The following is a 26542-nucleotide window of genomic DNA, read 5'->3' on the forward strand; positions in this document are numbered from 1 at the left end:
TCTGCATTTAAAATCATTGTTCCGCTTGATATGAATTTCGCCAGATATCAGTTCCGATAAGTCTTAATCCGAAGTTCTAATATACCTGCGTTCATGGATAGAAAGGATCTGCCTGGCCTGATATTTGGTGCAGCGGGTATTGTAATCGCCCTGGCTTTCACCATATACTACATTCCAGAGATGATAATGAAGCCAGGAGATCTGTCAGCGGTTCCTGTTTCAGATTATGCGATGTTCTCATTTCACGGTACCGTTAGTTTCTTCATAGGGATGATAGTGATTTCCCTTGTGATCGTCATTGCTGGCCTATTTTCACTGGTCAGATTTAAAAAAGATTACACAACATCATTCACGAATAGGCCATCTGGCAGATATTTCTGGTATCTTGCAATATACGTTTTGGTTGATCTGATTCTATCATTCATAATATCCAGCATATATCCTTCCTATGGCATCACAAGCATAAACAGATTGCCAAACTTTGTGCAGGTTTACTATTACCTCGTTTCTGTACCAGGAGAGACACTGTTTTTCTCCATCATACCCATATCCGTGATACTTCTGATATACGGCTTTGCCTCGAAGAAGATAAGCGTCATAATAAAAAGCGGAGATCTGAGCTGGAATATCGTGGGTGCCATATCGATAGGGGTTGCAACGTATGCAGCCATACTTTACGTGGTTCTAGGCCAGAACATATACTACGTTGTTTCTGCATATGTGACCACGCTCATGGTTTCCATAATATACCTGAAATTCGGTCTGATTAGGGCCATTTTGACCAACTTCATAATGAGCATGATAAGCTTCCTCAGTGTCCTGGTCTCCAAGATACCCGCCTATTCACTGCTTCTGACCATATTCCTCTTCGCATGGGCCTCGGTGGGCATTTACTATCTATTCCTGGAGAATGAGTCCAGGCAGAAGAGAATAAGCCAGGAAAGGATGGACAGGGAAAAAACCAGGGCCGCTCAGGAAGCAAGGCGGGAAGTGCAGGCCCCACTGCTGAAGCCGGAAGATCTCTTCATAAGAAGTAGCTGCCCAGAATGCGGAGGTATTGTATTCCATGTGAGAGGTGACATGAACCTTGAGTGCGATCACTGCCATCATGTCGTATCACCAGACGACGTGGGTCCATTCAATATCAAGATCGACATATATGGGAGAATCCATGATCATTATTCTGGCGGAGATATGTACGGAAACTGATGTGCACACGTGCAGAAGAAACGGTCAATTTGAGGTATGATTCTGAATATGCATTTTTGGGTGCCCGAAAACAAAAGAGTTATTTATACTTGGGGGATTTTCGTATAATGACGTACATATTTAGATGCAAGGACTATGGTTTCGACTGCAGTTACACCTTGGAAGAGGAGAGAAAGGAAGATATACCACCGATGGTGAAGATGCATTTCAGATACGCCCACAATATCTATGATTTCACTGATGATATAAAAAACAAGATCCTGGAAGTAACGAAGGAGAAACGTTAAAATCAAAAAAAGGGACAATATTGAAGTTGTTAACAGTCCTTTTAAATTATGGCTGGATTGAGGCGTTCTGGCCTGATCATATATGATCGGTAATGGATTGCCTTCAGAATTCTTCTGTTTTCAATGAAGTTTCCCTGTCACTAATACGTAAATCATAAGCGGGGTTAGATATTCGGGCTGACCTGCGAAGCATCAATGTTTCCCGGGGTTATCGCGCAGATCCTCAGGAATCAAATGAGATTACCGTTCAGCAATCGGGTCATTCAGAAAATGGCAAAACAAATTTCGTATTGAATTAATTTTCATTGAAGGGTTATATTTACTCGATTTGAAATTTTACCCTTCAGTTTTGTTGTCTTGTAATTTATCTGCCCAACCTCTCCGGTCTTCTTTACGTTAACACCGAATTCCGGCTGATCCGGGAGGCCCTCTATGCTCATTATCCTTATCCTGTCCTCATCATATGCATCGTGGATCGACATCTTCTTCAGGTCTTCGCTCCTGTTGAAATCTTCAAGTCCAATGTACCTGAATCTGACATCCAGATCTTTTTTGACTACGTCATTGGCCTCAGCCATAATTTCATTTATCTCATCCTCGGTTATGTCCGGCTTCTCAATGTCGATCCATGCCCTGTCATCATACGTTTCATTGACTCTGCATGAAACTTTCCACTTTGCATACGCCAGGCCAGAAATAATACGCAGGGCTGTCCTGAACCTCATGTGTATGTATCGCTTATCCCAGTCGATCTTCTGTTTCACCGTCTTGCCCACTACGGTCTGCGGATATGTGTCCATTGAGATCAGGTGTATATATTCACCGTCGTATATCGTGTCAACTATCTGATATTCCTTTCCATCAATTATAACCTTTCCTGTATCGTTTGGCTCACCGAAAGTCGTTGGATAGAAGATCGATTGATCCACCTTCATATCGGTAAATTCGACGAATATTGCAGTGCCGGTGCCTTCAGTCGCGTACGAGTCGTCTAGGTATAACGCCTTCGTCTTCATAGATCCCCTTATAGCTTTCTGTTTAAATATTATCTGTTGCTGGGCAGTTGATTCACTCTATGTCCGGGATATTTGAGATTGCTACCGTCAATGAATATTCGATGAATCGCACGAAAACCCCTGTCCGAGTAACATATCCTGCCCATACGTAAACGATCTTCACAAAACGCATGCGGAAAGTCATAAAAGCCTGGCTTGCGATAGACTTTGCCGGGGATTTATCAGGTTTTTCCGCTGTGATTTTCTCAATGTATAAATAAAGAAAGGAGAACCGAGGATTTTTGGGATTGTTATCCGATATACATTAACGCTGAATGCTGCCATGACTATATTTTCCATGAATGATATATACAGTCTATCACAAAAAGAATATTAGATAAAAATAATAAGCATAGATATGAAGGCTTCACAGATATTTTCAGATTTTCTCAAGAGAAATGGACTTCATCCGCTTTTCGGGAATCCGGGCACCACCGAGATACCCATGCTCTCCAATGTTGAGGATTACGTCCTCACGCTTCACGATTCCATATCCGTTGCCATGGCAGATGCCTATGCCCAGTACACAGGCCATCCTTCCATAGTGAACCTGCATTCGCTTCCTGGCATCTCGAACTCCATGGCCTTCATAATATCGGCGATGAAGGATAATGCGCCAGTTATAATAACTGCCGGTCAGCAGGACAGAAGGCATCTATATTATGATCCACTGCTGTCTGGCGATCAGATCGGCATGGTATCAAATTACGTTAAATACGCCTACGAGGTCAGGAGGCCGGAGGAAATACCCCTGGCACTGAAAAGAGCTTACGAGATTTCAATGACGCCGCCATTCGGGCCAACCTTCGTTTCATTTCCCATGGACATTATGGATGAAGATGCGACCCCAATTGAAAGCGAAGTTAAGTACCACACGCAGATGTGCCTTGGCGAGGACGATATAAGAAGCATCATGGATCGCATAAACTCAGCCGATCGTGTTGCGCTGGTATTCGGATCCGAAGTAGATATGTATGGATCAATGGAGGATGCCAGGAGCTTCGCGCATGCACTCAATGCACCCGTTTACGTTGAGCCATGGTCCCAGTCGTCATCGTATTACAGGGACGATCTCTATGTGCAGGATCTGCCCTCATCGTTTCAGGCCATGAACAGGATCCTAAATCAGTACGATCTGATAGTGTTCATCGGATCAGATATATTCGTTTACCCGTACACAGGCGAGGATCCTTCGTTTGCAGACAGGTCAATATTCATATCGACAAGATCGGGACACTACATCGGGGACACTTACCGATCGGATCCAAAATGCTTCCTGCAAAGTGCCTTGAAATATGCAAGGCCAAAGGAAAAGTTTGTTCCCAAAGTCGTGAAGGAAAAACTGGTTTACGAAGACATCATTGCCAAGATCCACAGGCATCTTAAAGGTTATACTGCCGTGGATGAAGCCGTGACGGCATCCGGATCTGTGAGAAAGTACTTTGCTGACGGACCGAAAACGTATTTCACCTCCCGCGGGGGCCCGCTCGGCTGGGGCGATGCAGCCACAGTTTCTGTTGCCATGGCGAATAGCAAAACGGTGGGAATAATTGGAGACGGTGCCTTTATGTATACCCCCCAGAGCCTTTGGACAGCATACAGGTATGGAATACCGGCAAAATTCATCGTCATCAGAAACAATGGCTACAATATACTGAGGAGCTACTCCAGGACGTTCGGGTACGGCATAGAGAACGCCGATTATCTGAGATTCAATTTCCGCATAGAGAAAGTTGCAGAGGGGTTCGGGGTCGACGTGAGAACCTATTCCGGCGAAGGAGATCTTGAATGGATATCAAGTGGCAACACACCAAAGGTTCTTGTGCTTGATGCGGATAATGAAATTCCTGATCTTTTCTGAGTGATAGCATGAATATAGGTGTGATAGGCGGAAGCAGGGTCCACGACGATGTATGCGAGGTGGCTTACAGGGTCGGAAGATTACTGGCGCAGAAAGGCGTTATCGTTGTATGCGGTGGTCTGACCGGCGTCATGGAATGTGCATCTCACGGTGTGTACGATGAGGGTGGCATTGTTGTTGGGATCCTTCCGGGATACGATGCGTCCCAGGCCAATCGGTATGTCAGGATACCCCTTCCCACAGGCATGGGTTACATGAGAAATTTTCTGATAATCAGGGCATCACAGGCAATAATAGCAATAGATGGTTCGGCCGGCACGCTCTCAGAAGCATCGTTTGCAATATCTGAAGGCAAGGACGTGGTTTCAATCTATCCACTGAATATACCGAGAACAAAGGAACACGAGGGCCACATTTACATCGAGCCAGACCCGCAGAAGGCAGTGGATCTTGCCATAAGCCTTGGATCGAGATGGCAACAGATCGACGAGAGTACCGAAAGATAATTTATAATTAGCATGCAGATCATGCTTCGTGGACGTAACTCCACTCATAATAAAGACGTTCGGTTACATCATAGAGGCCCTTCTGGTCGTGAGCATAATTCTGGACATTGGATATGCGATTTACGATATATACCTCATGAGATCGGAGGGGCTGGAGGCCCTTTCGTATTCGCTCGTTGAGAACGCGTTCTTTGCCCTTGTCCTTCTAGAACTTTACCTGGGGGCCCATGATTTTGTGGTAAGGAGCCCTTCTGGTCTCCGACATGTCGTGGAAGCCGGACTCTCTTACATAATAAGGGAAATAATAGTTGATATATCAACCGGAATAAAGGACATCTATTCGCTGTCCGCGCTTGCAATTGTCATCGTTTCCCTCGCCGTTACCCTCTATTTCCTCTCGTCGAGCGAGAAATGGCATGATACTCCAAAATCGTGAAAGTTTTCGGCTATTTTCCGGCGATTCATACCGTATTAATATTCCTTGATTGGAGCCTTATCCGCAAAATTACGTTCAACATCAGAACTACCACCATTATCAGCAGGGATATCTGGATGTATATCAGATTGTACGGCGATCTTATCAGGATGTTTCCTATTATCCTGATGGTTGGAGATGCTTCCGTCCTGAAGACGATCAGCGGCAGGAGTGATAGTATCCCCAGGGTGAACCCAAAGAGCTCCATGCCCATCATGGAGAGTTTCATTATGTCGTATAGAAGATAGGCCGCAACTATGGCCATTATCCCGAGGATAACCACAGATTTATCGCTGAAGTATATGCTCACTGCACCGATCATGAACATCATGAACGTGATTATCGATATAGCTTCCACATGATCGAACCTGTGCCTGTCCCGAAGCGCTATGGCGGTTAGGGCTATTATGGATAACGCGATCAGAACCATGAAATCGGTTATGTTAACCAGAAACCCCGTACCCCCAAGACTCATGAAAAGTATGAGCACGAAGGTGAAAACCCAGGAAAGCGCAGCAAAGGACTGCGGAAATATTCCATCCTCTGCCAGCGACCTGAGGTGGCGCGATGCGGCCATGAAGGCGGGAACAAATGTCGTTACGGTTGCGAGAAGGAACGATATGGCCATTCCCAGAGCCCAGATATTGTTCTGAAATACCGATGCTATGTATATTGCCGGTATAACTGCGCTTTCAACTGCTGAATAAGGGGCATGGACTGAGAAGACTGCAAGCGCATAAAGCAGCTGTATGAACCCGGCTCCGGCTATGGTTGCGTACATCGAGTACGGCATGTATCTTTTCTTTGGGTAGGCCTTTCCGGTTATTGCAGAAATGATCGGTATTTTCGATTCATCCTTCGAATCACGAACCATGACCTGTATCTCCTGGAAACCAAAGAACAGTATGAACAGATATCCGGTGTTTATCAGTATAAGCTCCGGAGCATTGGCGTGGAATGTCAGAAGCCCCGTGAGGTTCCATGAATTCATGAAGCCAAGATCAAGCGCATCCAGGAATATAATCGAGACCATTATTATGAGTAAGACTATCTGTGCCATCCCGATGCCCTTCATGTACCTCTTTCCGTAGAAGGCGTTGAGTATGAACCATATGACCATGAAGAGTATTGCGCCTGCGACGGCCGTGTACCTGAAAATCGGCGAAAGGCCAAGTTCGGCAAGCAGAGGTGATATGACGTTGAACGTAAACTCCACAAAGTAAATTACGGAGAAGGCTGCCAGTGACGTGTTGGCTATCCACATGGAGAATCGGGAGATGAAATACCTCAGGCTCTGCCTTCCATGCGCCGTCCTTATGAATGAAGGACCGCCAAGAGCGTTCAGATCGTGTTCCAGCGAATAAACGTGCATCTTATCGTACAGATAAGCCAGGAGATACGACATTACAATGGCCAGGATCAGCGAAGCTATTGATACTATGAAGTATTCGTAGACATTCTCCGGTATGAGAATGAACAGCGGTGAACCTATGGTCGTACCGAGGCCTATTGCAAAAAGGGTGAAGAAACCATAGACCGGACTGCCAGTTTCCTTCAGCGTGGGCTTGCGGAATTTTACCCTGTAGACTGAAGGCAGCTCCGCAATGAGTATGGAAGAAAGTACGAGCGAGGATATGACCGCAAAGAAAACGATCAGATACCCAAATGAAAAGTGACTCAACGGGTTCGATGTGATGAGGTAAAAAATGGTTGAATAGAGGAAGAAGACACCCACGGCTGTGGAAAAGGCCTTGGTGATGAGAGTGATCCTCCTGTATCTCCTGAACATGGAATCACCACATCCTTGCCGTTTTCTCTGCGCCCAACCTTATGGTGTGCAAACCGAGGAATAGTATGAAGAAGGCAAGGAGCAGCATGCCTATTACTTCGGCATATCCTATTGCATTTAGGGCCACTATGTTGACCGCAATTCCATCAAGGTATCTGGATACCAGATCAGCATTTACGAAGGAGGCAAGCGCTGGCGTCATTATGATGGCTGAGAGCAGAATGAGAAACGAAGAGATTATGAACTCACCTATGGCAGCGTACAGATATTCACGACCAGGCGTCTCCTGTCCGACTATCTGCCTGAATTCCATGACAGACTGATCCCTGCTCTCAGAGAGGCGCTTCCTTATTCTGGCCTGAGAGCTACGGTCGTTTCCCGCGATGAGCATTAGTGCCTTGATCTGAAGGATGGTGTCATCTATCGCCTTATCCAGTGTGTCTGCCATAAAGATCCATTCATTATTGAGATATTGCTTTATAATACTTTTGAATAAACGAATGTCATGGCAATAACCGCAGAATCGATATCGAATCTCATCGACGCCCTCGTATATATGGAAAATTACCGAAAGGGCAAGGGGGACTATGAAAATTTCAGCATACTTGTTGAAAGCAGAAAGAAGATAGCAGATAATTTCGTACTGGAAATAAAAAACACAGTCCAGAATTTCGATTTTTCACAGACAGGGATCGATGCATCTGACGTCAAGAACAAGATAATAGAGTTTGCATCCCTTGCGGTGTCTCAGATAAAGGAGAAGATCGAGGCCAGGGCAAGGGATGACCAGAACGCCATAAAACAGAAGATGGATGGCGATCTTAACAGGTCAATAGGAAGCCTGAGCCTCTTCATGATCCAGGACCCGTTCCACATAATCGATTACACGGTATACCTTAACCATGTCAGCGGTTCCTATCAGGCCAGGGCAGTTTACAGATGCGATGACAACATATCATACGAATTTTCACTGAACTGCAGCCTTGTGCCGGAGCTCAAGGACACGGTCTACATGTCCTCGATATCAAAGGGAATACGCATACCGGTGAGGAAGGGCAGATCGCTGATGAGCTCCGAGGTCTCTGTGGATTATGAAAAACTGGATAAGTACATCCTTTCCTATGTTGAATACAGCCCGAAGTACATAAACGTGATGATAGAGAACGAAGATACGCTGTCCCAGATCTCATTCTTCTATCCGGTGGACAACCCTGATATGATACGGATAGACTACAAGGATGACTCCGGAAAGGTGAACGTTGATGGCGATCCAATACTATCAAAGTACATCGATTACAAGACTATCAGATCGATATCGGGATACATAGCTGGCGTTATGCAGAACCTGATGGCGAGAAAGAAGACCGTGACATCCGTAATTATAGGGGATACCAATCTGCTGGAGAAGAGCGATCTCCTACCTCTTGTTAAATACGTGTTCCAGAAGTATTCCTATCTCGTCAAAGGACTCATCTCGGACGGACACATATCCATCGATGATCTTAGGACCAGGCTGGCCAACATAAACCCAAATATAGTCCAGGATCTGATGGCATCTGCAGGTGTAACGCAATGAGCCTCTACATGGTCAGGTATTCTGAGATCGGTTTGAAGGGAGACAGGGAAAGAAGCAGGATGGAAAGCATCCTGATGGATAATATAAGAAAATACTACGAGATCATAGGACTCAGGGCCAGCTGCAGGATAATGTCCGGGCATGTACTTGTGGAGGCTGATGGTGACGGCCCACTTCGCCACATCATGGGGATAAAATCCTATTCCCCGGTTCTGCGTTTCAGGGCCGAAACACTTGAAGACATCACGCGAATTGCATCTGAGATCTACAGGGAGAAGGTCAGGGGAAAGACCTTCGGCGTCAGATGCAACCGCACCGGCACTCATTCATTCACCTCGCTTGACGTTGAGCGTGCCATAGGAGATTCGCTATACGATGCATCTGCCGGTGTGAATCTAAAAAATCCCGACATATGGATACATGCCGATATTGTCGGGAAGGATGTTTTCTTTTACCATGAAATCATACCCGGCCCGGGAGGGCTTCCACTTGGATCAGAGGGGAAGTACATTTCACTGGTATCGGGTGGAATAGATTCCCCCGTGTCAACCTGGATGATAATGAAGCGCGGATCACCGTGCGATATACTGTTCTGTTCGCTGTCGTACCCTGTGGATCTGAGGCCATTTGTCGATGTTGTAAAGAAACTTGTGGAGAGATGGGCGCCATACAGAAAACCCAGGATATACGTTGCAGACTGCAGGTCTCTCATACGAACCATGGTCATCGAGGGCAGGACAAAGTACTCAAACGTGACATTCAAGAGGGTAATATACAGGATCGCCGAGAAGATCGCGCTTGAAAACGGATACAACGGCATAGTGACCGGTGAATCCCTCGGGCAGGTATCCTCGCAGACTGCTGAGAACCTGAAGGCCATAGAGAGCGGGATAGGCGTTCCGATACTGAGGCCGCTCATCGGGATGGACAAGGACGAGGTCGTTGATATGGCACGCAGGATCGGAACATTTCCGGAGTTGAGCATGGGGGAGTTCTGCTCTCTCTTCGCATCCCGCCCCATCATAAGGTCAAAGCCGGAGGATATAGACGAGGATATGAAGCAGATTGATATGGAAGAACTGTTTGAGGGCATAAGGGCGTATGACATCGATGACCTTTCTGTAGCGTTGAGAACCGATCTATCGCTTAAAGGTTCGATTCCGAAGGATGCTGTGATAATAGATCTGAGATCGAGGTCTCAGTACGAGAAAGATCACATACCAAATTCGATAAATCTGCCGCTGGGCGACGCGATCAATGTTGAAGATAAGGGCAGGACTTACGTGGTATACTGCGGAATGGGCCTGCAGAGTGCATACGTCGCATCCATGCTCAGAAACCGCGGCATAACTGCATATTATTCAACGTTCAGCGACCTTAAAAAGAGGTTATCAGAGAAGGAATCCGGCAATATCACCGGCATCGACCAGCCTGCCGAGTAATATCGGTGTCTCCTTTATAATCCATTTTCTTGCCCTTGCCTCCCTGAGCTTCTCTGTTACCCTCGACCATGCGGCTATGTCAGGAATCTCGTAAAGCACCACGAACTCCTGATCGCCTATTCCGAACGAGTAGGTCGTGTAGGATCGTATACCCTTTTCATCGGGATGGTTGAGTGCCATCTTTATGTGCTCGTGCATTATCTCCTTCCTGGTGTCAAAGTCAAGGAGGTACCAGTCAGGTGTCTTCGACATTGGATAGGCCACAAAATACCTGAGAGGGGGCAGTCTCAGACTATCCTCGAGCTTCTTATTCATGGCATTGTAAGGGCTCTCGTCGTATATGGAGATGGAGGAAAATGAGGAAACAGCGATGGGGCGCATCGATGCCTGTACGCGTTCCTTTGCCAAGATCATCAGATCTGGGTTTCTGCTGGAATACCAGAAAATTACATCAGAATCTGTTCTGTACGATCGGTAAATATGAAAATTTATATATCCGGGGTTTGCAGAAAAGAATTCATCTATCGACCTCATCATCCTGTCCAGGGATCTTGTATCCGCATCACTGTACGCCTTTCCTTCCAGCAGTCTATAAGATAGGACTGAAGTGTATATCTCAGTCATGAATGGATATTACATTATAGTAATTATCATTAACCTGTCATCTGACCTCTTCAAGATCCTGATCGAGCTTGAAGTTGGGCTTTATGCCCGCCACTATTATCAGAATGCGAACACCGCTGCGCATGTTTTCATCTATTACGGTACCCCACATTATCGTGGCGTCTCTGGCTATCTTTTTCCTCAGCATGTCGGCAGCCTGCTGCGCTTCCTGTAATTGGAGATCCCTCCCACCGGTGACGTTGACTATTGCTCCTTTCGCACGTGATATATCATAATCCATGAATGGAGAATCAAGAGCCTTCTCCAGCGCTTCGACAATTCTGTCGTTCACAGCCTGGTTTGACGAACCCATTCCTATGGCGGCGTATCCTGCATCTTTCATGACCTTTCGGAGGTCATTGAAGTCCAGGTTTATGGTACCGGTGTTCATGATGAGATCTGTTATTCCCTTAATGCCGGTAGATATCACCTCATCCTCAAACTTGAAGGCCTTGTATACGGGAACATCGTTGTACTTCTCTATAAGCTTATCATTGGGTATAACGATAGCAGCATCGCTGTTCTTGACAAGCTTTCTTATACCTTCTGCCGCATTTTTCATCCTTACATAGCCCTCAGAGCTGAATGGCAGCGTCGCGAAGGCGATGGTGAGGGCTCCACGATCCTTTGCAAGTTTCGCAACGTACGGGGCAGCTCCCGTACCTGTACCTCCGCCAAAACCTGCAGTTATGAACACTATGCTGGTCTCATCGATATGCCTGAGGATCTCGCTCTCTGATTCCTTAGCGGCCATCTCACCGACGGTTGGATCGGCACCTGCGCCGAGGCCTCTAGTCAGATTTTTGCCCAGAAGTATCTTTGCATGTGCTCTTATTCTGAGAAGATGTGCAGCATCCGTATTGCATGCGATCAGCTTAACACCAACGAGGTTTTCCCTCATCAGCCTGTTGATTGTGTTTGAACCTGAACCTCCAAAACCGAACACCTTTATCCTGAAATTTCTATCCTCAATTATTCTTGTCAGATCCTCGTCCTTTGTCCAGATGTCCTCAGCGCTTTCGTTCTGGTCAACCATATGGCTACTATAATCCCTTGTATAAATAATTCTTTTGCTGAAAACGATCATCCAGATAACTGATGTTAAGCACAATGATCCATCGTCAGATGATATCACAGATCAGCTTGATTGATTATGACGAAGGCGGACTATCACGAGTTACAGCCCTTAGTCAATCACAAAATTGTACGTGTATTCAATCACGATCTCATTGTCGATGACGTAATTGAAATACAGAGAAAAATTCTGCGTGCTATTGTTTATGTTAACAGCAAAGAAGCTTAAATATAACGGGGATGTATTTGAGAGATTAAAGCTGTTATTTCCAGATAAAATATAATTAGATGTGTTGTTATGTGCGAAGATTGTGAGATCAGAGGGTATTGATCCATTTATCCAAAGCTCTGCCCTATATATGGGAGACAAAGAGTCATTCACCTGGAGTCCATCTACAACGTAGAGAATGGAAAATAAGAAAGTGGAAAATGAGACAATTGAAGCGGCATTTAGAGAGATAGTCGACCCGCTTCCAATGACGCTGGAATTTACAGTATTATTAACGGAAATATTGCCTATCAAAGGAATGGCTGAACCATAGGTGAGATAGATCTTATCGGATATAGTATTCACTGGGTGGCATATTGATTGGAGACAGTAATTGGCGGCATAGCCCCAGATATTGAAAGGGCCATCATAAAAAAAGCCATGATGGCCGCGATCACGTATTTAATCACTGACATAGTTAAGATATATAGTTGAAGGGCCAGATAACACGGATGATGAACCAGATACGCTTATAACGAAGCTTATGTAATATATATGGCCAGCCGTTAGTGTTATCGCACTATCAAGGTTGTAATTACTTTCTACTGTTGGTTGGGTTCCATTTTCGACTAGGTAGCTATCATAACTAGAATCCCACACGAGCTTAGATTGACTGTTGTTGCTTACGTAGATACTCACACCAGCGGGTAGTGATCCATTCAGGTATAATACGCCGCTGAAACCAACATCCTTTATCTCCAGAACATTCATCAGATAATCCGTACCTGAATATTCGGTGTAATTGACCATTATCTCAGATCCAGAGGTTATGTTTTCGCTGTTTCCTGTTCCAACCGCTGGGGCGTATATGTAACCGGAGCTATGCGCTGTGGCATAGTTTGGACCAGGTGATAGGTAAAGCCCAGTAGTGGTTGAACTAACGGATACATTGAAACTATCAGAAACAATCACCGACGCTGTTGCAACCGTTGGAAGCAGCAGCGCAACTGCAATCAGAGGAATTAACCTTTTATAATTCATAAGGAATTATCATTATCATATATTTTAATCTAATTGTGTATATTGAACACATTGCCATATTTGGAAAATCTAATCTTTAGTAATAATATCGATAATGTAATCATGAAAACTATTGCCAGAAACAAAAGATGAAGGCCATGTAAATCTATCGGATTTTTAATGAGTGCGCCCATGGTCAAGGATCCTGCAAACTCCCCTGCATACCTTCCACCATTGAAGAAGCCTATGAGCGATCCGTAATCGCCCCCGTGTTCTTTTATCAGAAGAGGTATGAACGATATCTCGAATATGGTGTAACCTATTGCGAAGATGAAGAATCCTGACATAACAGCGTACGGATATTCACTGAAATAGAACATGGCCAGAGATGAAACCGCGAACAGTGTGAGTGTGATCGCTGTAATTCTGCTTAGCATCCCAAACTTTATGCTTATCAGTATTCCTATAGATCCAGCAGCCACCAGGGATATCGCGATAAACGACCCATAAGGCAGTATCTGGCTCCTTGACATCCAATAGATCGGCAGGAAAAAGAATATTGCAAAGAGGATAAAGGAGGAAACGAAAGATGAGAATGTAAAGGAAGGATCCCACTTGATTTTTAATCGCCTCCTGACTGTGACGCGATCTTCTGCCAACATCAAAATTGGCAGCAGTGAAATGAAGCCAAGGATCGCTGAGAACAGGAATATCGTATCTATTCCAATATAGGTAGATATCTCAGGACCGGCAATAACCCCTATGACTATCCCCAGGCCAGATAACGTGCCGACGAATGCCATACGGGATGTTCTTTCATCCATATCTGACCTTTCGTTCAGCAACGCCATCAGTGGAGAACTTATCGCTCCGAGGCCGGCAAGGAGTCTGGAAAATACCAGAATTTGAATGGAGAACGGATGCCATGATATGAGGTTGCCCAGCGAAAAGAGAACAGATGAAACCATGGATACTCTCTTTCTTCCGATTATGTCGGATAGAGATCCCATCATTATCTGGGAAAATATCATGGCGATGCCGTATACGCCCATGGCAAGTCCTGCAAGAAGCCCGGAACTTGTAAATCTGAGAGCGTAAATTGAAAATACAGGGATGGGGAGGAAGGCGGCGAACGTTCTGATTCCTTCTATTATACCTATGAGGCTGACATTTCTGTCCCCTATCAGCGAACTGAATCGTTCATTATTCACGATGATACTCAAGACAAGGCGCAATAACAAACGGAGATATATCGTTTGCCAGAAATGCATAAACGGTTATGCATGGGCTTAGATCGCACCTGGCTTTCTACCTTTCAGCATCGGACATGCATTTCAATGCGAAGCTAATGGCGGAATATCCTATTGTTCAATATCTTATTTTATGGTCAGAAACTACATATTGGTAATAATTACACTTTTTTCAAATATTGAAATTTCGCAAAAATGAAAAAATCTTAATATTAAGACTTTGATATCTAATTACGGTAAAAAAATTACTCGATGTTTCGCACGTATCGAGCAGAGGTTCGTCTCTGCGCATAACCATACCAAAGAAAGTGATACAGAGACTGGATATAAAGCCGGAAGACATCATTGGGTTTTTCGATGACGACGGAAGGATAACCATTGAAAAAATTGAGTGAATCACTGAAATTCTGAGAGATCCAATCCCTCCAGGGATCTCCTAGCTGGTTCCACCATTTCATTAAGGATAGTGGCAACTTTATGCTTGAGATCTGCCGGTTGAATCTCTCCCCTTTGGTAAGCCTGATCGAAGTTTTCTACGCTGTCGAGATTTATTACGCCATTGGATCCGTGTATCTCAATACTCTTTCCGTAATAAGGTATTATTATGTATTTCATAATTTCGGCAACAGGATTCCCCTCTACCTGCTGTGGCGGGCAGTAAGCTGCATTTATCTTCCTTTCGATATCTTCCATATGATCGGTCACCAGTATTGCTGAATTCGGATCGCTCTTTGACATCTTCACGAAGTTATCCATTCTGGCGTTTCCCTTCAGACTGCTCAGCAGGAAACCGTGAACCGAAACAACCTTCTTCCTCTTCATCTTTTCTGCGATATCCCTGGCCAGCATGTGCGCATGCCTCTGATCCATTCCGCCGAATGCCATGTCCACATCCAGATAGAATATGTCGGTGACCTGCATTATCGGATAGAGATACATGCTGAAGTCCTTCTCGGCGTCGGTCTCATTCCTGCCCATTATGGGAAGTGATCTTATCACACGCTTGAGCGTGCTCCTCTTAGCCGTATCTATGAACATCCTCCAGTACTCGGAAGAGTCTACAAGATCCGATGCCCACACATAATCAGCCTTGGTCAGGCCTTCAGCTTGGAAGGTTTTCCGGAGAATCTCACCCCCCTTCCTTATGAGATCGAGATCCCCGTGAAGCTTATTGTTTATCATTGCGTGCCAGTCAGCTAGCAGAACTGTGACCTTTATGTCATCCTGGATCTCTGCAAGTTTTCTCGGCCACATCACTGCGGTTGCAATATGCGGAATGCCAGATGGCTCTATGCCAATGTATGACTTTATATCGCTCTTCCCCTCGAGTCTCTCTGCATCTTCCCTTGTGACTACCTCCCGCGTATTCTTGTAGATCTTCTCAATTAAATGCATCGCACCGGTTATCGCTGGTGCCGTTAATAAATGTTACATGGAGATTGCGGAAGGCTTTTTGGGTGCTGCTATGGCGCTAAGAAATCTTTGCATTTCACAGATTCCAATACTGTATCCCCGTACACGTCAAAATGATAATAAATGGTTCTCAATTATACTATGCATATGATGTACAGCAAGAACTGGAAGGCGAAGAAGGGACTCATAAGGGTAACGCTGGATCTGGACGGGAATAGAATAAAGGACATACACATTTCCGGAGATTTCTTCATGTTTCCGGAAGATTCCATAAACAGACTAGAAGATATGCTGAGGGGATCGAGCATTGAAAAGATAAACGATATTATAAGGGATTTCTATAATCAGGGCGTGATAACTCCTGGCGTAGAACCTGAGGACTTTATTCAGGCTTTGAGGGTGATCTGATGGAAGGCAGGCTTCTTTTACTAGAAACACCAGGCAACACGCGAATGAGCCTTGCTTATGACGAAGCCATATACCGCAGCTTCCAGTACGGTGATAAGCCCATACTGAGATTCTACAGACACGACAGATCGGTGATCATAGGCTATTTCCAGGTTGCAGAGGAGGAGGTAGATCTTGATTACATGAAGAAGAACGGAATAATGCTTGCCAGGCGCTATACCGGCGGAGGCGCAGTATATCATGATCTCGGCGATCTCAACTTTTCGGTTGTGCGATCCAGCGATGACATGGACATCACATCGATGTTCAGGACGATGAATGAGGCAGTTGTGAATTCTCTCAGGATCTTGGGGCTGGATGCAAGGCCGGGCGAACTCAACGATGTTTCCATACCAGTTAACAAGAAAACCGACATTATGGCAGGCGAGAAAAAGATAATGGGCGCAGCAGGTGCGATGAGAAAGGGAGCCAAACTCTGGCATGCAGCTATGCTGGTACACACAGATCTGGATATGCTATCTGCCGTGCTGAAGGTCCCAGATGAAAAGTTCAGAGACAAGATCGCCAAGAGTACAAGGGAGCGGGTGGCAAACGTAACGGACTTCGTGGATGTTTCCATTGATGAAGTGAGAAACGCGCTCATCAGGGGTTTCTCTGAGACGCTTCACATAGATTTCAGGGAGGATACCATAACAGAAAAGGAAGAAAGCCTGGCACGGGAACTGTTTGACAAAAAGTACAGCACTGAGGAGTGGAACATGGGCCTCCTGAGGAAAGAGGTCGTATAGGCGCATTTTTTAATTTTTAATTTTCTGATCGTAGGGACAGCAATTTATGTGCTATATTTGAGAACGTCTCGATATCCCTGTTCCGTTGCGCATCATCGATTGTGTAGATAACTTAAATATTCAAAGATCAATATGGATACGTATGGTTCTTGAAAGTTTCTCGGCCTCGCTACGTGAGACGATACGTAAGATCACAGGATCGTCTTATATCGATAAGGAAACCGTTAAGGAGATATCGAAGGATCTGCAACGCATACTGCTGAAGGCCGACGTCAACGTCAAGACTGTTCTTCAAGTAACGAAGGAAATGGAGAGGCGCGCCTTGGAAGAAAAGCCTCCAGCCGGAATGGCGCACCAGGATTACATGGTCCGCATAATTTATGAAGAACTCCTGAAGATCCTTGGAGAACCATCAAACGTCAAGCTCAAGCCCCAGACAATAATGCTTGTCGGTCTGTATGGAAACGGAAAGACCACAACTGCCGGGAAGCTGGCCAGATTCTTCGCCAAGAAGGGCCTGAACTCTGGCCTGATAGCGGCAGATGTTCACAGATATGCCGCATACGATCAGCTGAAGCAGATCGCTTCAGAGGTCAATGCGAAGTTCTATGGTGACCAGAGCGAAAAGGATCCGGTCAGGTTGATAAAGCACGGCCTGGAACAGCTGAAGGATGTGGCGGTCAAGATCATCGATACCAGTGGCAGGGATTCCATGGACGCCGAGCTCTTCGATGAGATAAGGAGGATCAAGGAAGCCGTGGCACCTGACGAGGTCCTCATGATCATCGATGCTACCATGGGGCAGCAGGCCGGGCCGGAGGCGAAGGCATTCAATGACGCAATAGGCGTAACAGGCATTATCATAACAAAGATGGATGGAACGGCCAAGGGCGGCGGTGCCCTCAGTGCAGTCGCTGAAATACACGTTCCCATATACTTCATAGGTACTGGAGAGCACATGGATGATCTGGAGGTCTTTGACCCAAAGAAATTCCTGTCAAGGCTTCTCGGCCTAGGCGATCTAGAATCCCTCTTCGAAACCGTCCAGGAGGCGGATATAACGGAGGAGGAGGCTCAGGAATCGTTTGAAAAGCTGATGACGGGAAAGTTCAACCTGAAGGACATGTACGATGTCTGGGAGAAGTTCTCCAAACCGGGCCTGATGAAGAAACTGGTTGACGCTCTCCCGCTGGCAAGGATACCGGGTTCGCAGAAGATCGATGACAGCAAGATACAGAGCGCCGAGGATAAGCTGAGAATGTACAGGATCATCATGGATTCGATGACGTTTGAAGAGCTCGAGAACCCTGAAATAATAAATGCCAAGAGAATAACGAGGATTGCCAGAGGCGCAGGTGTCAGGGAAGAAGATGTGAGGATGCTTTTGAAGGAGTTCAAGGCCATGAAGAACAACATGAAGATGATGAAGGGAAACCGTGGCCTAAAGAAAATGCTGCAGGCAAACTTCAGATCCGGAAACTTCGGCCTGGAGGATCTCGGCATAAAGGAGTGAGATCAGGCATTTGCCAGCACATATCAGCTAAAGCATCAAAATTTCAATTATTTTTCAAAACTGCTGAATTCTTCGTAAAAAATGTATAAATGAATGGATAAAAATCAGATGAGGTCTTCCAGCTCCTTGACGACCTCAGGGTATTTTTCAGCGATCGCCTTCAGTATCGCCTCGACAGATATGGTTGTAAGCACCTGCTCAGATACTATATCGACGAGCTTGTCAAGCGTATCATCCGATAGCATGGCAAGTTTCTCCTTCGCCACCCAGTTCCTGAGGTGCTTTCTCTCGAAGCGTTCCTTTATCAGTTTTTCGTATTTCTGCATCATCTGCGGCGAGTAATCATTGCTCTCAATTGCTTCCTTGGTAACCTGCGCAGCGTACATACCAGAGACAATGGCGTTTGCTATTCCACCACCCGTGATTGGATCGATGAGCCTTGCAGCGTCTCCTACGAGCATTAGGCCCGGCATAGTGATAGGCATCTTGACCTTAGAAACCGAAACGCCGCCTGTAACAAGCTGTATATCCTGGCCCTTCTTCAAACCAGGATGGTTCTCTATGAACCTGTCAAGGTAGTTCTTCAGCTCGAACCTGTTGTGTATCCAGTTTATGGAGGACCCTATGCCCACGTTGGCCATGCCTTCCCCCTTCGGGAATACCCATATATAACCGGCCGGCGCTATCGAACCGAGGTAGAAGTCGGTGTAGTCAGGGTCCACATCGACATTGATCATCCTGTACTGAAGCGCGGATATTATGTCATTCCTTGCCAGTATCACGCTCTTCAGGCCGGCCCACCTTCCGAATTCGCTCTCGAAACCGTCTGCGGCTATGACCATCTTTGCCCTGACATCCACTATCTCGTTATTGTGCCTTATCTTTGCCCCAGCGACCTTGCCGTTCTCTTTTATCACGCCAAGGGCCGGCGACTTTACCCACACATCTGCGCCCGCCTTGGCAGCAAGGGCAGCAAGATGCTTGTCGAACTTGTCCCTCTCAAGAACATAGCCAACTTCATTTCCGGCCTTCTCGCTCTGCAGAATTATTGGCCTCTTCTCCGATGGTCCGTAAATCCTTGCACCTTTCACTTCGTTGGCTATGAAGGATCTGTCAGCTTTTATATCTGCTTCGTTGAGTATCCCCTTTGAAAGGCCCTCTCCGCATCTCACAGGAGATCCTATCTCAGGTCTCTTCTCTATCATCAGTGTTTTCAGGCCATACTTGGCAGCATATCTGGCAGCCGTACTTCCGCCAGGGCCGCCTCCAACCACAAGAACATCATAGGTTTCCATGGAACCACTCCGCTGTTATTGCCCCAGTTGGGCATCCAACGATGCAGAACCCGCACTCTATGCATTTTTCCTCATGGATCTTTATCACCGTTTCATCGAGCCATATGGCATCCGTGGGGCACATACCCACACAGGCTCCGCAGTAATTGCAGAGGTTTCTGTCGACATCCATCTCTGTCTTAACTTTTAGCTCCACCATCAGCTACACCTAGAATTAAAGTTAAAACGGTTGCCTGTATATTTGACTTTTGTTAAGATGCCTGATCAAAAACTGTAGATGCGCGCGTAATATGACATAGCATGCCCATATCAGATTGTACGGCATCCCAAAACCTGTGCGCAACGCACGTCTATAAAATTCATTTTAAAAGTAGTCGCAATAGCTAATTTTTCAACAAAATAAGTTTGCGTCACTCCTTTGAGGGGAGTTCTCTGGCATTTATTTTCTCAAATTCCTTCCTTGTCATTTTATTTATCAGTGTGTCGTATTTTTTGAATATATCATTGTAACTGTCCTTCAGCTTCTTTATCTCTGCATCTCTTTGCAGTATCAGATCCTTCATCTGCGATATAGTAGACATGGCGTTGGCAAGATCGCCCCTCACCTTATCATAATCCTCCAGAGTCTTCTTCATGCTCTCGTTCTCAGCGTATATCTGCTTTATCCTCTCATCTATGCCGTTTTGTATATCGTCCATCTGCCTCTGCATGTCGGCCAGGGCCTGATCCAGCTGCACCTTTGTGTTACCCAAATTGGCAAGTTCCTGTTTTGCCTGATCTATCTCCTGGGTCAGCCTCTCCTTCTGTACCATGAGATCCTGTATCTCCGCCTCGACCTTCTTTCTCTCGCCTGCTAGGCCGTCATCAGAGTAAATGCTGTCGATGATATCGATCACAGGTTTCATGGCCGACCTCACCAGTTCAAGTTCGAACGGGCTCTCTTCATTGGTCATGTCCTGTATGACAAACTCCTTGAGATCCAGGAGCTTCTCATCTCCCGGATTTTTTTCCAAACGCTCGGTTATTCTGTGATAGAGGTACCTTACAAATTTCTGATTGTAATCATTCACCTCCAGGCCCTTGAGGTATCCGTAAAGCGATATCCTGCTTACCTTTTCAGGCTCGAAAATCCATTCTGGTATGGAATTGCCATTATTTGTGCCGTTGAAGTATTCGAAAACTATATCACGATAACTCTTTCCACTGTCCTTTACCCTGGCATCGAGATCCACGGGTATCTTGAACCTGACATCCTTTAAAGGTGATTCTTCTGCCATCCATAAGTTTATTCCGACGGTATAATATATATTTATCGATTCTAATTATGATGCTAGCATTATCTGAGGATAATTCTTCGATTTTTGCAAAATAACCATATATTGGAAATGCACACACTAAACTAAATATTTATTTCTTAAAGATAAATAACCTCTGGATGTTGTCTATTGCTGAAGTTTCCACCAAGGCATACGTAGGTTCAAAAGTATCGATCAGAGGCTGGGTTTACCGGATAAGGAGTAGCGGCGGCGTAACGTTCGTTGTCGTCAGGGATTCCAGCGGCATAATTCAGTGCACAGCCAGAAAGAATGAATTGCCTGAAGATGTTTACGATACGATCTCTTCATTGGGTATAGAGAGCAGTGTGGAATTTCACGGGACGTTGAAGGAAGATAGGCGGTCTCCGTCCGGTTATGAGATCGCGGTGGATTCTTTCAGAGTGTATCAGAAAAATGATGTTTTCCCGATCACGAAGGATCAGGGAGAGGAATTTCTCCTCGACAACAGGCATCTCTGGTTGAGAAGCAGGGAGTTCACCTCAGTGCTGAAGATAAGATCGACCATATTCAGATCCTTCGCGGACTTCTTCTATGAGAACGGCTACTATCAGGTTCAGACGCCATTCATGGTTTCCACGGCAGTGGAGGGCGGATCAACGCTGTTCAAGGTGGACTTCTTCGGTGAACCAATATATCTCAATCAGAGCGCGCAGTTCTATCTTGAGACGATGATCTACAGCCTGGAAAAGGTATTCACCATCGCACCGAGTTTTAGAGCTGAGAAGTCAAGGACAAGGAGACATCTCACCGAATACTGGCATGCCGAGGCGGAGGTGGCCTGGATAGATAACAATGAGATGATGGACATAGAGGAACGCATGATATACTACATAGTAAGTAGGGTAACAGAGGATAATGAAGATGAACTCAAAATGCTCAACAGGGATCCTGAAGTTCTGAAGGCTATGAAACCGCCATTTCCAAGAATACGCTATTCCGAAATAATAAAGGTTGCAAATTCCATAGGCCTTCCGCTGAAGTATGGGGATGATCTGGGCGCCGATGAAGAAAGACAGATAACCATGAAGTACGACAGGCCGATATTTGTCACGAACTATCCGAAGGATCTCAAGCCATTCTACATGCCCGTAGATCCGGAAAATCCGGGAGAGGTCCTTAACCATGATATGCTTGCTCCTGAGGGCTACGGGGAGATAATCGGAGGGAGCCAGAGAATATGGAATTACGATGAACTTATGCAGAGGATAAGAGAGGCGAATCTAGATGAAAGCGCCTATTACTGGTACGTGGACCTCAGAAAATATGGAAGCGTACCGCACTCTGGCTTCGGGCTTGGCCTGGACAGGCTTGCGATGTGGATCATGCATCTAGACAATATACGTGAGGCCATACCCTATCCGAGGACGATAAGAAGAACAAAACCCTGAAATCCGATTCGATCCTTCATATAAACATAGCGGCGCTGGCCATGACGGTCAGGAACGAGGATAGAAAGTTCACCTGGCCCTTGTTCAATTTTCCGCGATTTTCGAACAGCGCCCCTAGGATGCTATCTATCTGGCAACCCACGAATCCAGCCGCAGTTACCTCGGCAATGCGCGGTACGTTGAATCCATGGTAAGCGAAGATTGAGTAGAACATAGCTATTATGAATCCTCCCAATATGGCCGCAAGTTCGCCGGTCAGCGAGACGCCGCCGTTGACACCTGGCCTGACCCTCTTGAATGTGGTGATCATGTATACTCTCTGATCGATAACCCCTATCTCAGATGCGAATGTATCAGAATTTATAACGGCAAATGAAATGGCAAAGAGTTCAAAGAAATAGTTATGCATGTGTGGATATATCCCGTAGATCAGTGTTATCATTATTCCAACCAGCGCTGCATAGGTAACGTTCGATATGCGTCTCTCGCCGTGTTCGCCCTCCTGGACCTTCATTTTTACCTTTTTGCTGAAAAAGGCCTTTGTGGCCAAAAACGATGAAGCTACAAAAATGAGCATTAGTATAAGCCAGTAGATGGATCCTATGAAAGAGACGATTGCCCCTATGAACAGCGCTGCAACACTGCCTTTTAGATCCAATACCCTGAGTTTCAGGGAAAGTACGAAGAGTATCGCGAGGATTAGCAGTGTCAGGACGATCGTCTCCAAGCTCGTTTTACCAGCCCCTTTCCTGAAGCCTCATATCTTTGGGTATTGACTCTATGTCAACACCTGGCATCCCCTGGAGGCCCTCACTGGCTTTTTCCACTACATCGTAGTCTCTGTAGTTTTCTACAGCTTCAACGATGCTTCTTGCCATCTTCTCAGGATTCGGAGACTTGAAGATCCCGCTGCCAACAAATACGCCATCTGCACCAAGTTCCATCATCAGTGCGCCATCTGCTGGTGTAGCCACTCCACCTGCAGCGAAGTTGACAACCGGTAACCTTCCCATCCTGCGTATCTGCCTCAGTATGGCCAATATTTCACGCTCTATCCTACTCCTACCCATGCCGGCGTACGCAGAATCGTATGAAAGCTTTCCCTCAACACCCATGAGATCCTTTGAAGCCTCTTCCCGGAGCACGAAATACGATGCCGATATATTTGAAGCAACAGCACGCAGTTGCTCATCGCTCATTCTCTTGAGTACAGATATCTCCTCATTCACCTTCCTTATATGCCTGACCGCTTCTATGATGTTTCCAGTGCCTGCCTCACCCTTTGTCCTTATCATCGCCGCGCCTTCAAATATTCTGCGCACCGCCTCGGGAAGATTTCTTGCCCCAGAAACAACCGGTACGGTGAGATTTTTCTTGTAAAGATGAAAGAATGGGTCGGCCGGTGTCAGTACCTCGCTCTCGTCCAGCATGTCCACGCCTATCTTCTCTAAGACGTAGGCTTCAGATATATGCCCTATCCTGACCTTTGCCATTACAGGGATTGAGACGGCATCCATGATTTCCTTGATCTTCATAGGATCGGCCATTCTGGCAACACCGCCAGCCGCTCGAATATCGGCAGGAACACGTTCAAGGGCCATAACTGCCACAGCACCTGCAGCCTCAGCAATCTTTGCCTGATCGGCAGTTGTCACGTCCATGATGACTCCGCCCTTCGTCATCGCGGAGAATCCCCTCTTGATCAGTTCGCTGCCGAATCGCAATTTATTAAGATCCAGTGTCATAAATTGATATTGACATGTTAAATATAAAGATTAACGGGATGTCAGCTCGCTCTCTCCATAGCTTCATCTTTATCATGCTGATGAATCAACGGCTTCCGCTTTCTGGAATTAAGGTTCATCTTCGATCTTTCAAGGCATGAGCATCAGCCTGTTCTCTGATATTTGCGTCTGCGAGATCGTAATGACTATTTTAAAAGGAATAGGCCTGATACGTGCGTGATTACATGCAATGAGAGACTGGATGTGATCAGATCATGTAACAAACTATAAAACGGCAATGACAATTAACAGAGGATGGTAGTCTCGCCCATAGAATACAGGTATGGCAGAAGACAAGTCAAGAAAATATTCGATGATGAAACACGCCTAAATTACATGCTTAAGGTTGAAGCCGCAATAGCGAAGGCAGAATCCGAGCTTGGTATAATACCGCAAGATGCCTACAATGAGATCCAGAGAGCGGTAGATTCCGGATCAATAACTCTGGACGAGGTCAGGCAGGTTGAGGATGAGATAAAACATGACGTTATGGCCGTTGTCCGGGTTCTTTCAAAATATTCCGGATCAGGGTCTAAGTATGTACACTTCGGTGTCACATCAAACGATATAAACGATACCGCAACTGCACTTCAGCTGCATGATTTCTCTTCTATCTACAGATCGAACCTTGTATCATTCATGGAAACACTTGTAGGCCTCGCATCTAAATATCGCGATCTTCCAATGATGGGTAGGACTCATGGCCAGCATGCCTCGCCGATAACCCTTGGCCTGAAGTTTGCGGTCTATCTTGCGGAGATGATAAGGCATCTCGACCGGTGGGATGAGATGGCTGGCAGAGCATTTGCCGGGAAGGTGCTGGGTCCTGTCGGTACTGGAGCAGCTCTGGGAGAAATGGCACTGGATGTTCAGAAGAGGGTCATGGACATACTGGGTATATATCCGGAGGACGGCGCAACGCAGATCGTCAACAGGGATCGTTACATAGAGTATCTCTCCGTCATAAATGGTATATCGGTGACGCTGGAAAAGATAGCTACCGAGATAAGGAATCTTCAAAGACCAGAGATAGATGAACTCTCCGAATACTTTGACTTTGAAAAGCAGGTCGGCTCAAGCTCCATGCCAAGCAAGGTAAATCCAATAAATTCCGAAAACGTGGTGAGCCTCTCACGCTTCATAAGATCCTTGATAATATCTGAGTACGAGGCCGGTGTTACATGGCATGAACGGGATCTCACCAATAGTGCATCTGAACGCTTTGTTATACCGTACGCGAGCATACTGATAGATTATGCTACTGATCGATTAAACGGTGTTCTGAAAACCCTCATCGTCAAGGAGGACAATATACGCAGGAATCTGGAAAACGATGACAGCATCTACTCTGAAAGTATAGTAACGATACTGACTGAGCGCGGTATGGCAAGGCAGGACGCACATGAATTTGTCCGAAGATCGGCCATGAATGCAAGGAGCAAGGGTATGAGCTTCAGGCAGGGCCTGCTAGAGAATGGCATTGAAAGATATCTCAGCAAAGCCGATCTTGACAGGGCGATGGATCCGGCCAACTTCATAGGATTGGCACCGATCATATGTGATACGATAGTAAAGAAGGCGAAAGAGAGGATCGGGATGAAAGATGGAGAGCAAGCTTCCTGAGAACAGGCACATTATGGAGATCATCCTGGACACGCTCCAGAACGGCGAGCAGTCCATATCGGGCATAGGACGTGTCCTTGCGGAGAATGGCTTCAGGATGCACAGGATCATGCTGTCAGGATACCTTAAGGCGCTTGTGGATGCAGGCATACTCAAGGAGAGGAGGATAAAACCAGTAACGCTCTACTCTGTCCTCAGGCGCCAGGATATGAACATCTACGAGCTCACCGGCAACGCTATAAGATCCTCTGGAAGCAAGATGGATGGTGATACGGCGTTGAGATTGCTCTATGCCATACTGCGAAGGCCAGTTTTCTTAACGGAAGTGGAGCGGTGCGGTACAAAAAAGCCTCTGAACTTCGAAACCATAATATGGGAGAGACGGAAGGATCTGATAAGAAAACTTGCAGAGTCAGGGATAATAATACCTGAGACGGACATGCTCGTTGTTCCTAAGGACGCAACCGCTGATAACACGATCGATCTGATCTCGACTCTGCTCGGGCAGGTGATCGATCTGAAAAAATATACGATACCGGAAGCAGAAAAAAAGCAGAAAACGCTTGATTTCTGATAAA

Annotated in this window: 27 protein-coding genes; 14 read left to right on the top strand and 13 right to left on the bottom strand. The window is 46.0% G+C overall.

What is annotated here, in order from left to right:
- The first annotated feature begins 93 nt into the window (after positions 1–93).
- Positions 94–1209: a hypothetical protein gene (locus tag TA_RS02585; RefSeq protein ID WP_048161614.1), complete on the top strand. Its 1116-nt coding sequence runs from the start codon at positions 94–96 to the stop codon at positions 1207–1209.
- 107 nt (positions 1210–1316) lie between these two features.
- Entirely contained in the window at positions 1317–1496 is a 180-nt protein-coding gene (locus tag TA_RS08185) for a DUF1059 domain-containing protein (protein ID WP_048161616.1), read from the top strand.
- Positions 1497–1798: 302 nt separating this feature from the next.
- On the opposite strand, the gene TA_RS02595 is transcribed toward TA_RS08185, so the two are convergent.
- Positions 1799–2512 carry an alanyl-tRNA editing protein gene (locus TA_RS02595; RefSeq protein WP_010900924.1) on the bottom strand — a complete coding sequence of 238 codons (714 nt, stop codon included), beginning with the start codon at positions 2510–2512 and terminating at the stop codon, positions 1799–1801.
- Between the two features lie 397 nt (positions 2513–2909).
- Between TA_RS02595 and TA_RS02600 the strand changes: the two genes are divergently transcribed.
- The 3 genes from TA_RS02600 to TA_RS02610 are packed head-to-tail and all read left to right on the top strand — an operon-like array spanning position 2910 to position 5354.
- On the top strand, positions 2910–4412 hold the full coding sequence (locus tag TA_RS02600; protein WP_010900925.1) for a thiamine pyrophosphate-binding protein: 1503 nt from the start codon (positions 2910–2912) through the stop codon (positions 4410–4412).
- Between the two features lie 8 nt (positions 4413–4420).
- The gene (locus TA_RS02605; protein ID WP_048161618.1) at positions 4421–4918 is read left to right on the top strand and encodes a TIGR00725 family protein; all 498 of its coding nucleotides are present in this window, start codon (positions 4421–4423) and stop codon (positions 4916–4918) included.
- Positions 4919–4946: 28 nt separating this feature from the next.
- Positions 4947–5354, top strand: a complete 408-nt coding sequence (locus tag TA_RS02610; RefSeq protein WP_010900927.1) for a phosphate-starvation-inducible PsiE family protein — start codon at positions 4947–4949, stop codon at positions 5352–5354.
- Positions 5355–5379: 25 nt separating this feature from the next.
- On the opposite strand, the gene TA_RS02615 is transcribed toward TA_RS02610, so the two are convergent.
- Together TA_RS02615 and TA_RS02620 are read right to left on the bottom strand one after the other, a co-directional pair.
- Positions 5380–7182 carry an APC family permease gene (locus tag TA_RS02615; RefSeq protein WP_010900928.1) on the bottom strand — a complete coding sequence of 601 codons (1803 nt, stop codon included), beginning with the start codon at positions 7180–7182 and terminating at the stop codon, positions 5380–5382.
- A 4-nt stretch (positions 7183–7186) separates the two neighbouring features.
- Positions 7187–7630, bottom strand: a complete 444-nt coding sequence (locus TA_RS02620; RefSeq protein WP_010900929.1) for a hypothetical protein — start codon at positions 7628–7630, stop codon at positions 7187–7189.
- Positions 7631–7687: 57 nt separating this feature from the next.
- Here TA_RS02620 and TA_RS02625 point away from each other — a divergent pair, with 57 nt between their 5' ends.
- Positions 7688–8758, top strand: a complete 1071-nt coding sequence (locus TA_RS02625; protein WP_010900930.1) for a hypothetical protein — start codon at positions 7688–7690, stop codon at positions 8756–8758.
- Positions 8755–10200, top strand: coding sequence for a tRNA sulfurtransferase (locus tag TA_RS02630; RefSeq protein WP_010900931.1), 1446 nt, complete (start codon positions 8755–8757; stop codon positions 10198–10200). Before TA_RS02625 ends, TA_RS02630 begins: the two co-directional genes overlap by 4 nt.
- On the opposite strand, the gene TA_RS02635 is transcribed toward TA_RS02630, so the two are convergent.
- From TA_RS02635 to TA_RS02650, 4 genes are all read right to left on the bottom strand, one after another.
- Positions 10150–10824, bottom strand: a complete 675-nt coding sequence (locus TA_RS02635; protein ID WP_010900932.1) for a chlorite dismutase family protein — start codon at positions 10822–10824, stop codon at positions 10150–10152. The two genes, TA_RS02630 and TA_RS02635, sit on opposite strands and share 51 nt — an antisense overlap.
- A 37-nt stretch (positions 10825–10861) precedes the next feature.
- A complete protein-coding gene (gene ftsZ / locus TA_RS02640) occupies positions 10862–11899 on the bottom strand; it encodes a cell division protein FtsZ (RefSeq protein ID WP_010900933.1) in 1038 nt (345 codons plus the stop codon).
- Positions 11900–12607: 708 nt separating this feature from the next.
- Positions 12608–13186: a hypothetical protein gene (locus TA_RS02645; RefSeq protein ID WP_010900935.1), complete on the bottom strand. Its 579-nt coding sequence runs from the start codon at positions 13184–13186 to the stop codon at positions 12608–12610.
- Positions 13187–13215: 29 nt separating this feature from the next.
- Positions 13216–14388 (bottom strand): MFS transporter, encoded by a 1173-nt coding sequence (locus TA_RS02650; RefSeq protein ID WP_048161620.1) that lies wholly within the window; start codon positions 14386–14388, stop codon positions 13216–13218.
- A 335-nt stretch (positions 14389–14723) separates the two neighbouring features.
- On the opposite strand from TA_RS02650, the gene TA_RS08405 reads away from it, so the two are divergent.
- The gene (locus TA_RS08405; protein ID WP_394295369.1) at positions 14724–14810 is read left to right on the top strand and encodes a hypothetical protein; all 87 of its coding nucleotides are present in this window, start codon (positions 14724–14726) and stop codon (positions 14808–14810) included.
- Position 14811: 1 nt separating this feature from the next.
- Here TA_RS08405 and TA_RS02655 read toward each other — a convergent pair whose 3' ends face one another.
- Entirely contained in the window at positions 14812–15810 is a 999-nt protein-coding gene (locus tag TA_RS02655) for a tyrosine--tRNA ligase (RefSeq protein ID WP_010900937.1), read from the bottom strand.
- A 141-nt stretch (positions 15811–15951) separates the two neighbouring features.
- On the opposite strand from TA_RS02655, the gene lplB reads away from it, so the two are divergent.
- From lplB to TA_RS02670, 3 genes are all read left to right on the top strand, one after another.
- Positions 15952–16236 carry a lipoate-protein ligase subunit LplB gene (lplB, locus tag TA_RS02660; protein WP_048161622.1) on the top strand — a complete coding sequence of 95 codons (285 nt, stop codon included), beginning with the start codon at positions 15952–15954 and terminating at the stop codon, positions 16234–16236.
- On the top strand, positions 16236–17024 hold the full coding sequence (lplA, locus tag TA_RS02665; protein WP_010900939.1) for a lipoate-protein ligase subunit LplA: 789 nt from the start codon (positions 16236–16238) through the stop codon (positions 17022–17024). Before lplB ends, lplA begins: the two co-directional genes overlap by 1 nt.
- A gap of 142 nt (positions 17025–17166) precedes the next feature.
- Positions 17167–18537, top strand: a complete 1371-nt coding sequence (locus TA_RS02670; RefSeq protein ID WP_010900940.1) for a signal recognition particle protein Srp54 — start codon at positions 17167–17169, stop codon at positions 18535–18537.
- Positions 18538–18641: 104 nt separating this feature from the next.
- On the opposite strand, the gene TA_RS02675 is transcribed toward TA_RS02670, so the two are convergent.
- From TA_RS02675 to TA_RS02685, 3 genes are all read right to left on the bottom strand, one after another.
- Positions 18642–19832, bottom strand: a complete 1191-nt coding sequence (locus TA_RS02675) for a digeranylgeranylglycerophospholipid reductase (RefSeq protein WP_010900941.1) — start codon at positions 19830–19832, stop codon at positions 18642–18644.
- Positions 19819–20031, bottom strand: a complete 213-nt coding sequence (locus TA_RS02680) for a 4Fe-4S binding protein (protein ID WP_010900942.1) — start codon at positions 20029–20031, stop codon at positions 19819–19821. The genes TA_RS02675 and TA_RS02680 overlap by 14 nt, the downstream gene beginning before the upstream one ends.
- Before the next feature lie 211 nt (positions 20032–20242).
- Positions 20243–21109 (bottom strand): coiled-coil domain-containing protein, encoded by an 867-nt coding sequence (locus TA_RS02685; RefSeq protein ID WP_010900943.1) that lies wholly within the window; start codon positions 21107–21109, stop codon positions 20243–20245.
- Between the two features lie 158 nt (positions 21110–21267).
- On the opposite strand from TA_RS02685, the gene asnS reads away from it, so the two are divergent.
- Positions 21268–22557 carry an asparagine--tRNA ligase gene (gene asnS / locus TA_RS02690; RefSeq protein ID WP_010900944.1) on the top strand — a complete coding sequence of 430 codons (1290 nt, stop codon included), beginning with the start codon at positions 21268–21270 and terminating at the stop codon, positions 22555–22557.
- Positions 22558–22573: 16 nt separating this feature from the next.
- Here the strand turns inward: asnS and TA_RS02695 are convergent, their stop codons facing one another.
- Positions 22574–23284, bottom strand: coding sequence for a DUF92 domain-containing protein (locus TA_RS02695; RefSeq protein ID WP_010900945.1), 711 nt, complete (start codon positions 23282–23284; stop codon positions 22574–22576).
- 7 nt (positions 23285–23291) lie between these two features.
- Entirely contained in the window at positions 23292–24281 is a 990-nt protein-coding gene (pdxS, locus tag TA_RS02700; protein WP_048162284.1) for a pyridoxal 5'-phosphate synthase lyase subunit PdxS, read from the bottom strand.
- Between the two features lie 315 nt (positions 24282–24596).
- Between pdxS and purB the strand changes: the two genes are divergently transcribed.
- Positions 24597–25964, top strand: a complete 1368-nt coding sequence (purB, locus tag TA_RS02705; RefSeq protein WP_010900947.1) for an adenylosuccinate lyase — start codon at positions 24597–24599, stop codon at positions 25962–25964.
- Positions 25945–26538 (top strand): hypothetical protein, encoded by a 594-nt coding sequence (locus TA_RS02710; protein WP_048161623.1) that lies wholly within the window; start codon positions 25945–25947, stop codon positions 26536–26538. The genes purB and TA_RS02710 overlap by 20 nt, the downstream gene beginning before the upstream one ends.
- Positions 26539–26542: the final 4 nt, after the last annotated feature.

Source organism: Thermoplasma acidophilum DSM 1728, from assembly GCF_000195915.1.
Lineage (GTDB): Archaea > Thermoplasmatota > Thermoplasmata > Thermoplasmatales > Thermoplasmataceae > Thermoplasma > Thermoplasma acidophilum.

Bases quoted from the DNA above. Each gene is read 5' to 3' on its own strand.
- TA_RS02605 (WP_048161618.1), top strand. From the start codon at position 4,421: ATGAATATAGGTGTGATAGGCGGAAGCAGGGTCCACGACGATGTATGC.
- TA_RS02585 (WP_048161614.1), top strand. From the start codon at position 94: ATGGATAGAAAGGATCTGCCTGGCCTGATATTTGGTGCAGCGGGTATT.
- TA_RS02670 (WP_010900940.1), top strand. From the start codon at position 17,167: ATGGTTCTTGAAAGTTTCTCGGCCTCGCTACGTGAGACGATACGTAAG.
- TA_RS02645 (WP_010900935.1), bottom strand. From the start codon at position 13,186: ATGAATTATAAAAGGTTAATTCCTCTGATTGCAGTTGCGCTGCTGCTT.
- TA_RS02615 (WP_010900928.1), bottom strand. From the start codon at position 7,182: ATGTTCAGGAGATACAGGAGGATCACTCTCATCACCAAGGCCTTTTCC.
- asnS (WP_010900944.1), top strand. From the start codon at position 21,268: ATGTTGTCTATTGCTGAAGTTTCCACCAAGGCATACGTAGGTTCAAAA.
- TA_RS02675 (WP_010900941.1), bottom strand. From the start codon at position 19,832: ATGGAAACCTATGATGTTCTTGTGGTTGGAGGCGGCCCTGGCGGAAGT.
- TA_RS02620 (WP_010900929.1), bottom strand. From the start codon at position 7,630: ATGGCAGACACACTGGATAAGGCGATAGATGACACCATCCTTCAGATC.
- TA_RS02685 (WP_010900943.1), bottom strand. From the start codon at position 21,109: ATGGCAGAAGAATCACCTTTAAAGGATGTCAGGTTCAAGATACCCGTG.
- TA_RS02635 (WP_010900932.1), bottom strand. From the start codon at position 10,824: ATGACTGAGATATACACTTCAGTCCTATCTTATAGACTGCTGGAAGGA.
- TA_RS02630 (WP_010900931.1), top strand. From the start codon at position 8,755: ATGAGCCTCTACATGGTCAGGTATTCTGAGATCGGTTTGAAGGGAGAC.
- TA_RS02625 (WP_010900930.1), top strand. From the start codon at position 7,688: ATGGCAATAACCGCAGAATCGATATCGAATCTCATCGACGCCCTCGTA.
- ftsZ (WP_010900933.1), bottom strand. From the start codon at position 11,899: ATGGTTGACCAGAACGAAAGCGCTGAGGACATCTGGACAAAGGACGAG.
- TA_RS02680 (WP_010900942.1), bottom strand. From the start codon at position 20,031: ATGGTGGAGCTAAAAGTTAAGACAGAGATGGATGTCGACAGAAACCTC.
- TA_RS02600 (WP_010900925.1), top strand. From the start codon at position 2,910: ATGAAGGCTTCACAGATATTTTCAGATTTTCTCAAGAGAAATGGACTT.
- TA_RS02710 (WP_048161623.1), top strand. From the start codon at position 25,945: ATGGAGAGCAAGCTTCCTGAGAACAGGCACATTATGGAGATCATCCTG.
- TA_RS02655 (WP_010900937.1), bottom strand. From the start codon at position 15,810: ATGCATTTAATTGAGAAGATCTACAAGAATACGCGGGAGGTAGTCACA.
- purB (WP_010900947.1), top strand. From the start codon at position 24,597: ATGGTAGTCTCGCCCATAGAATACAGGTATGGCAGAAGACAAGTCAAG.
- lplB (WP_048161622.1), top strand. From the start codon at position 15,952: ATGGTTCTCAATTATACTATGCATATGATGTACAGCAAGAACTGGAAG.
- TA_RS08185 (WP_048161616.1), top strand. From the start codon at position 1,317: ATGACGTACATATTTAGATGCAAGGACTATGGTTTCGACTGCAGTTAC.
- TA_RS02595 (WP_010900924.1), bottom strand. From the start codon at position 2,512: ATGAAGACGAAGGCGTTATACCTAGACGACTCGTACGCGACTGAAGGC.
- lplA (WP_010900939.1), top strand. From the start codon at position 16,236: ATGGAAGGCAGGCTTCTTTTACTAGAAACACCAGGCAACACGCGAATG.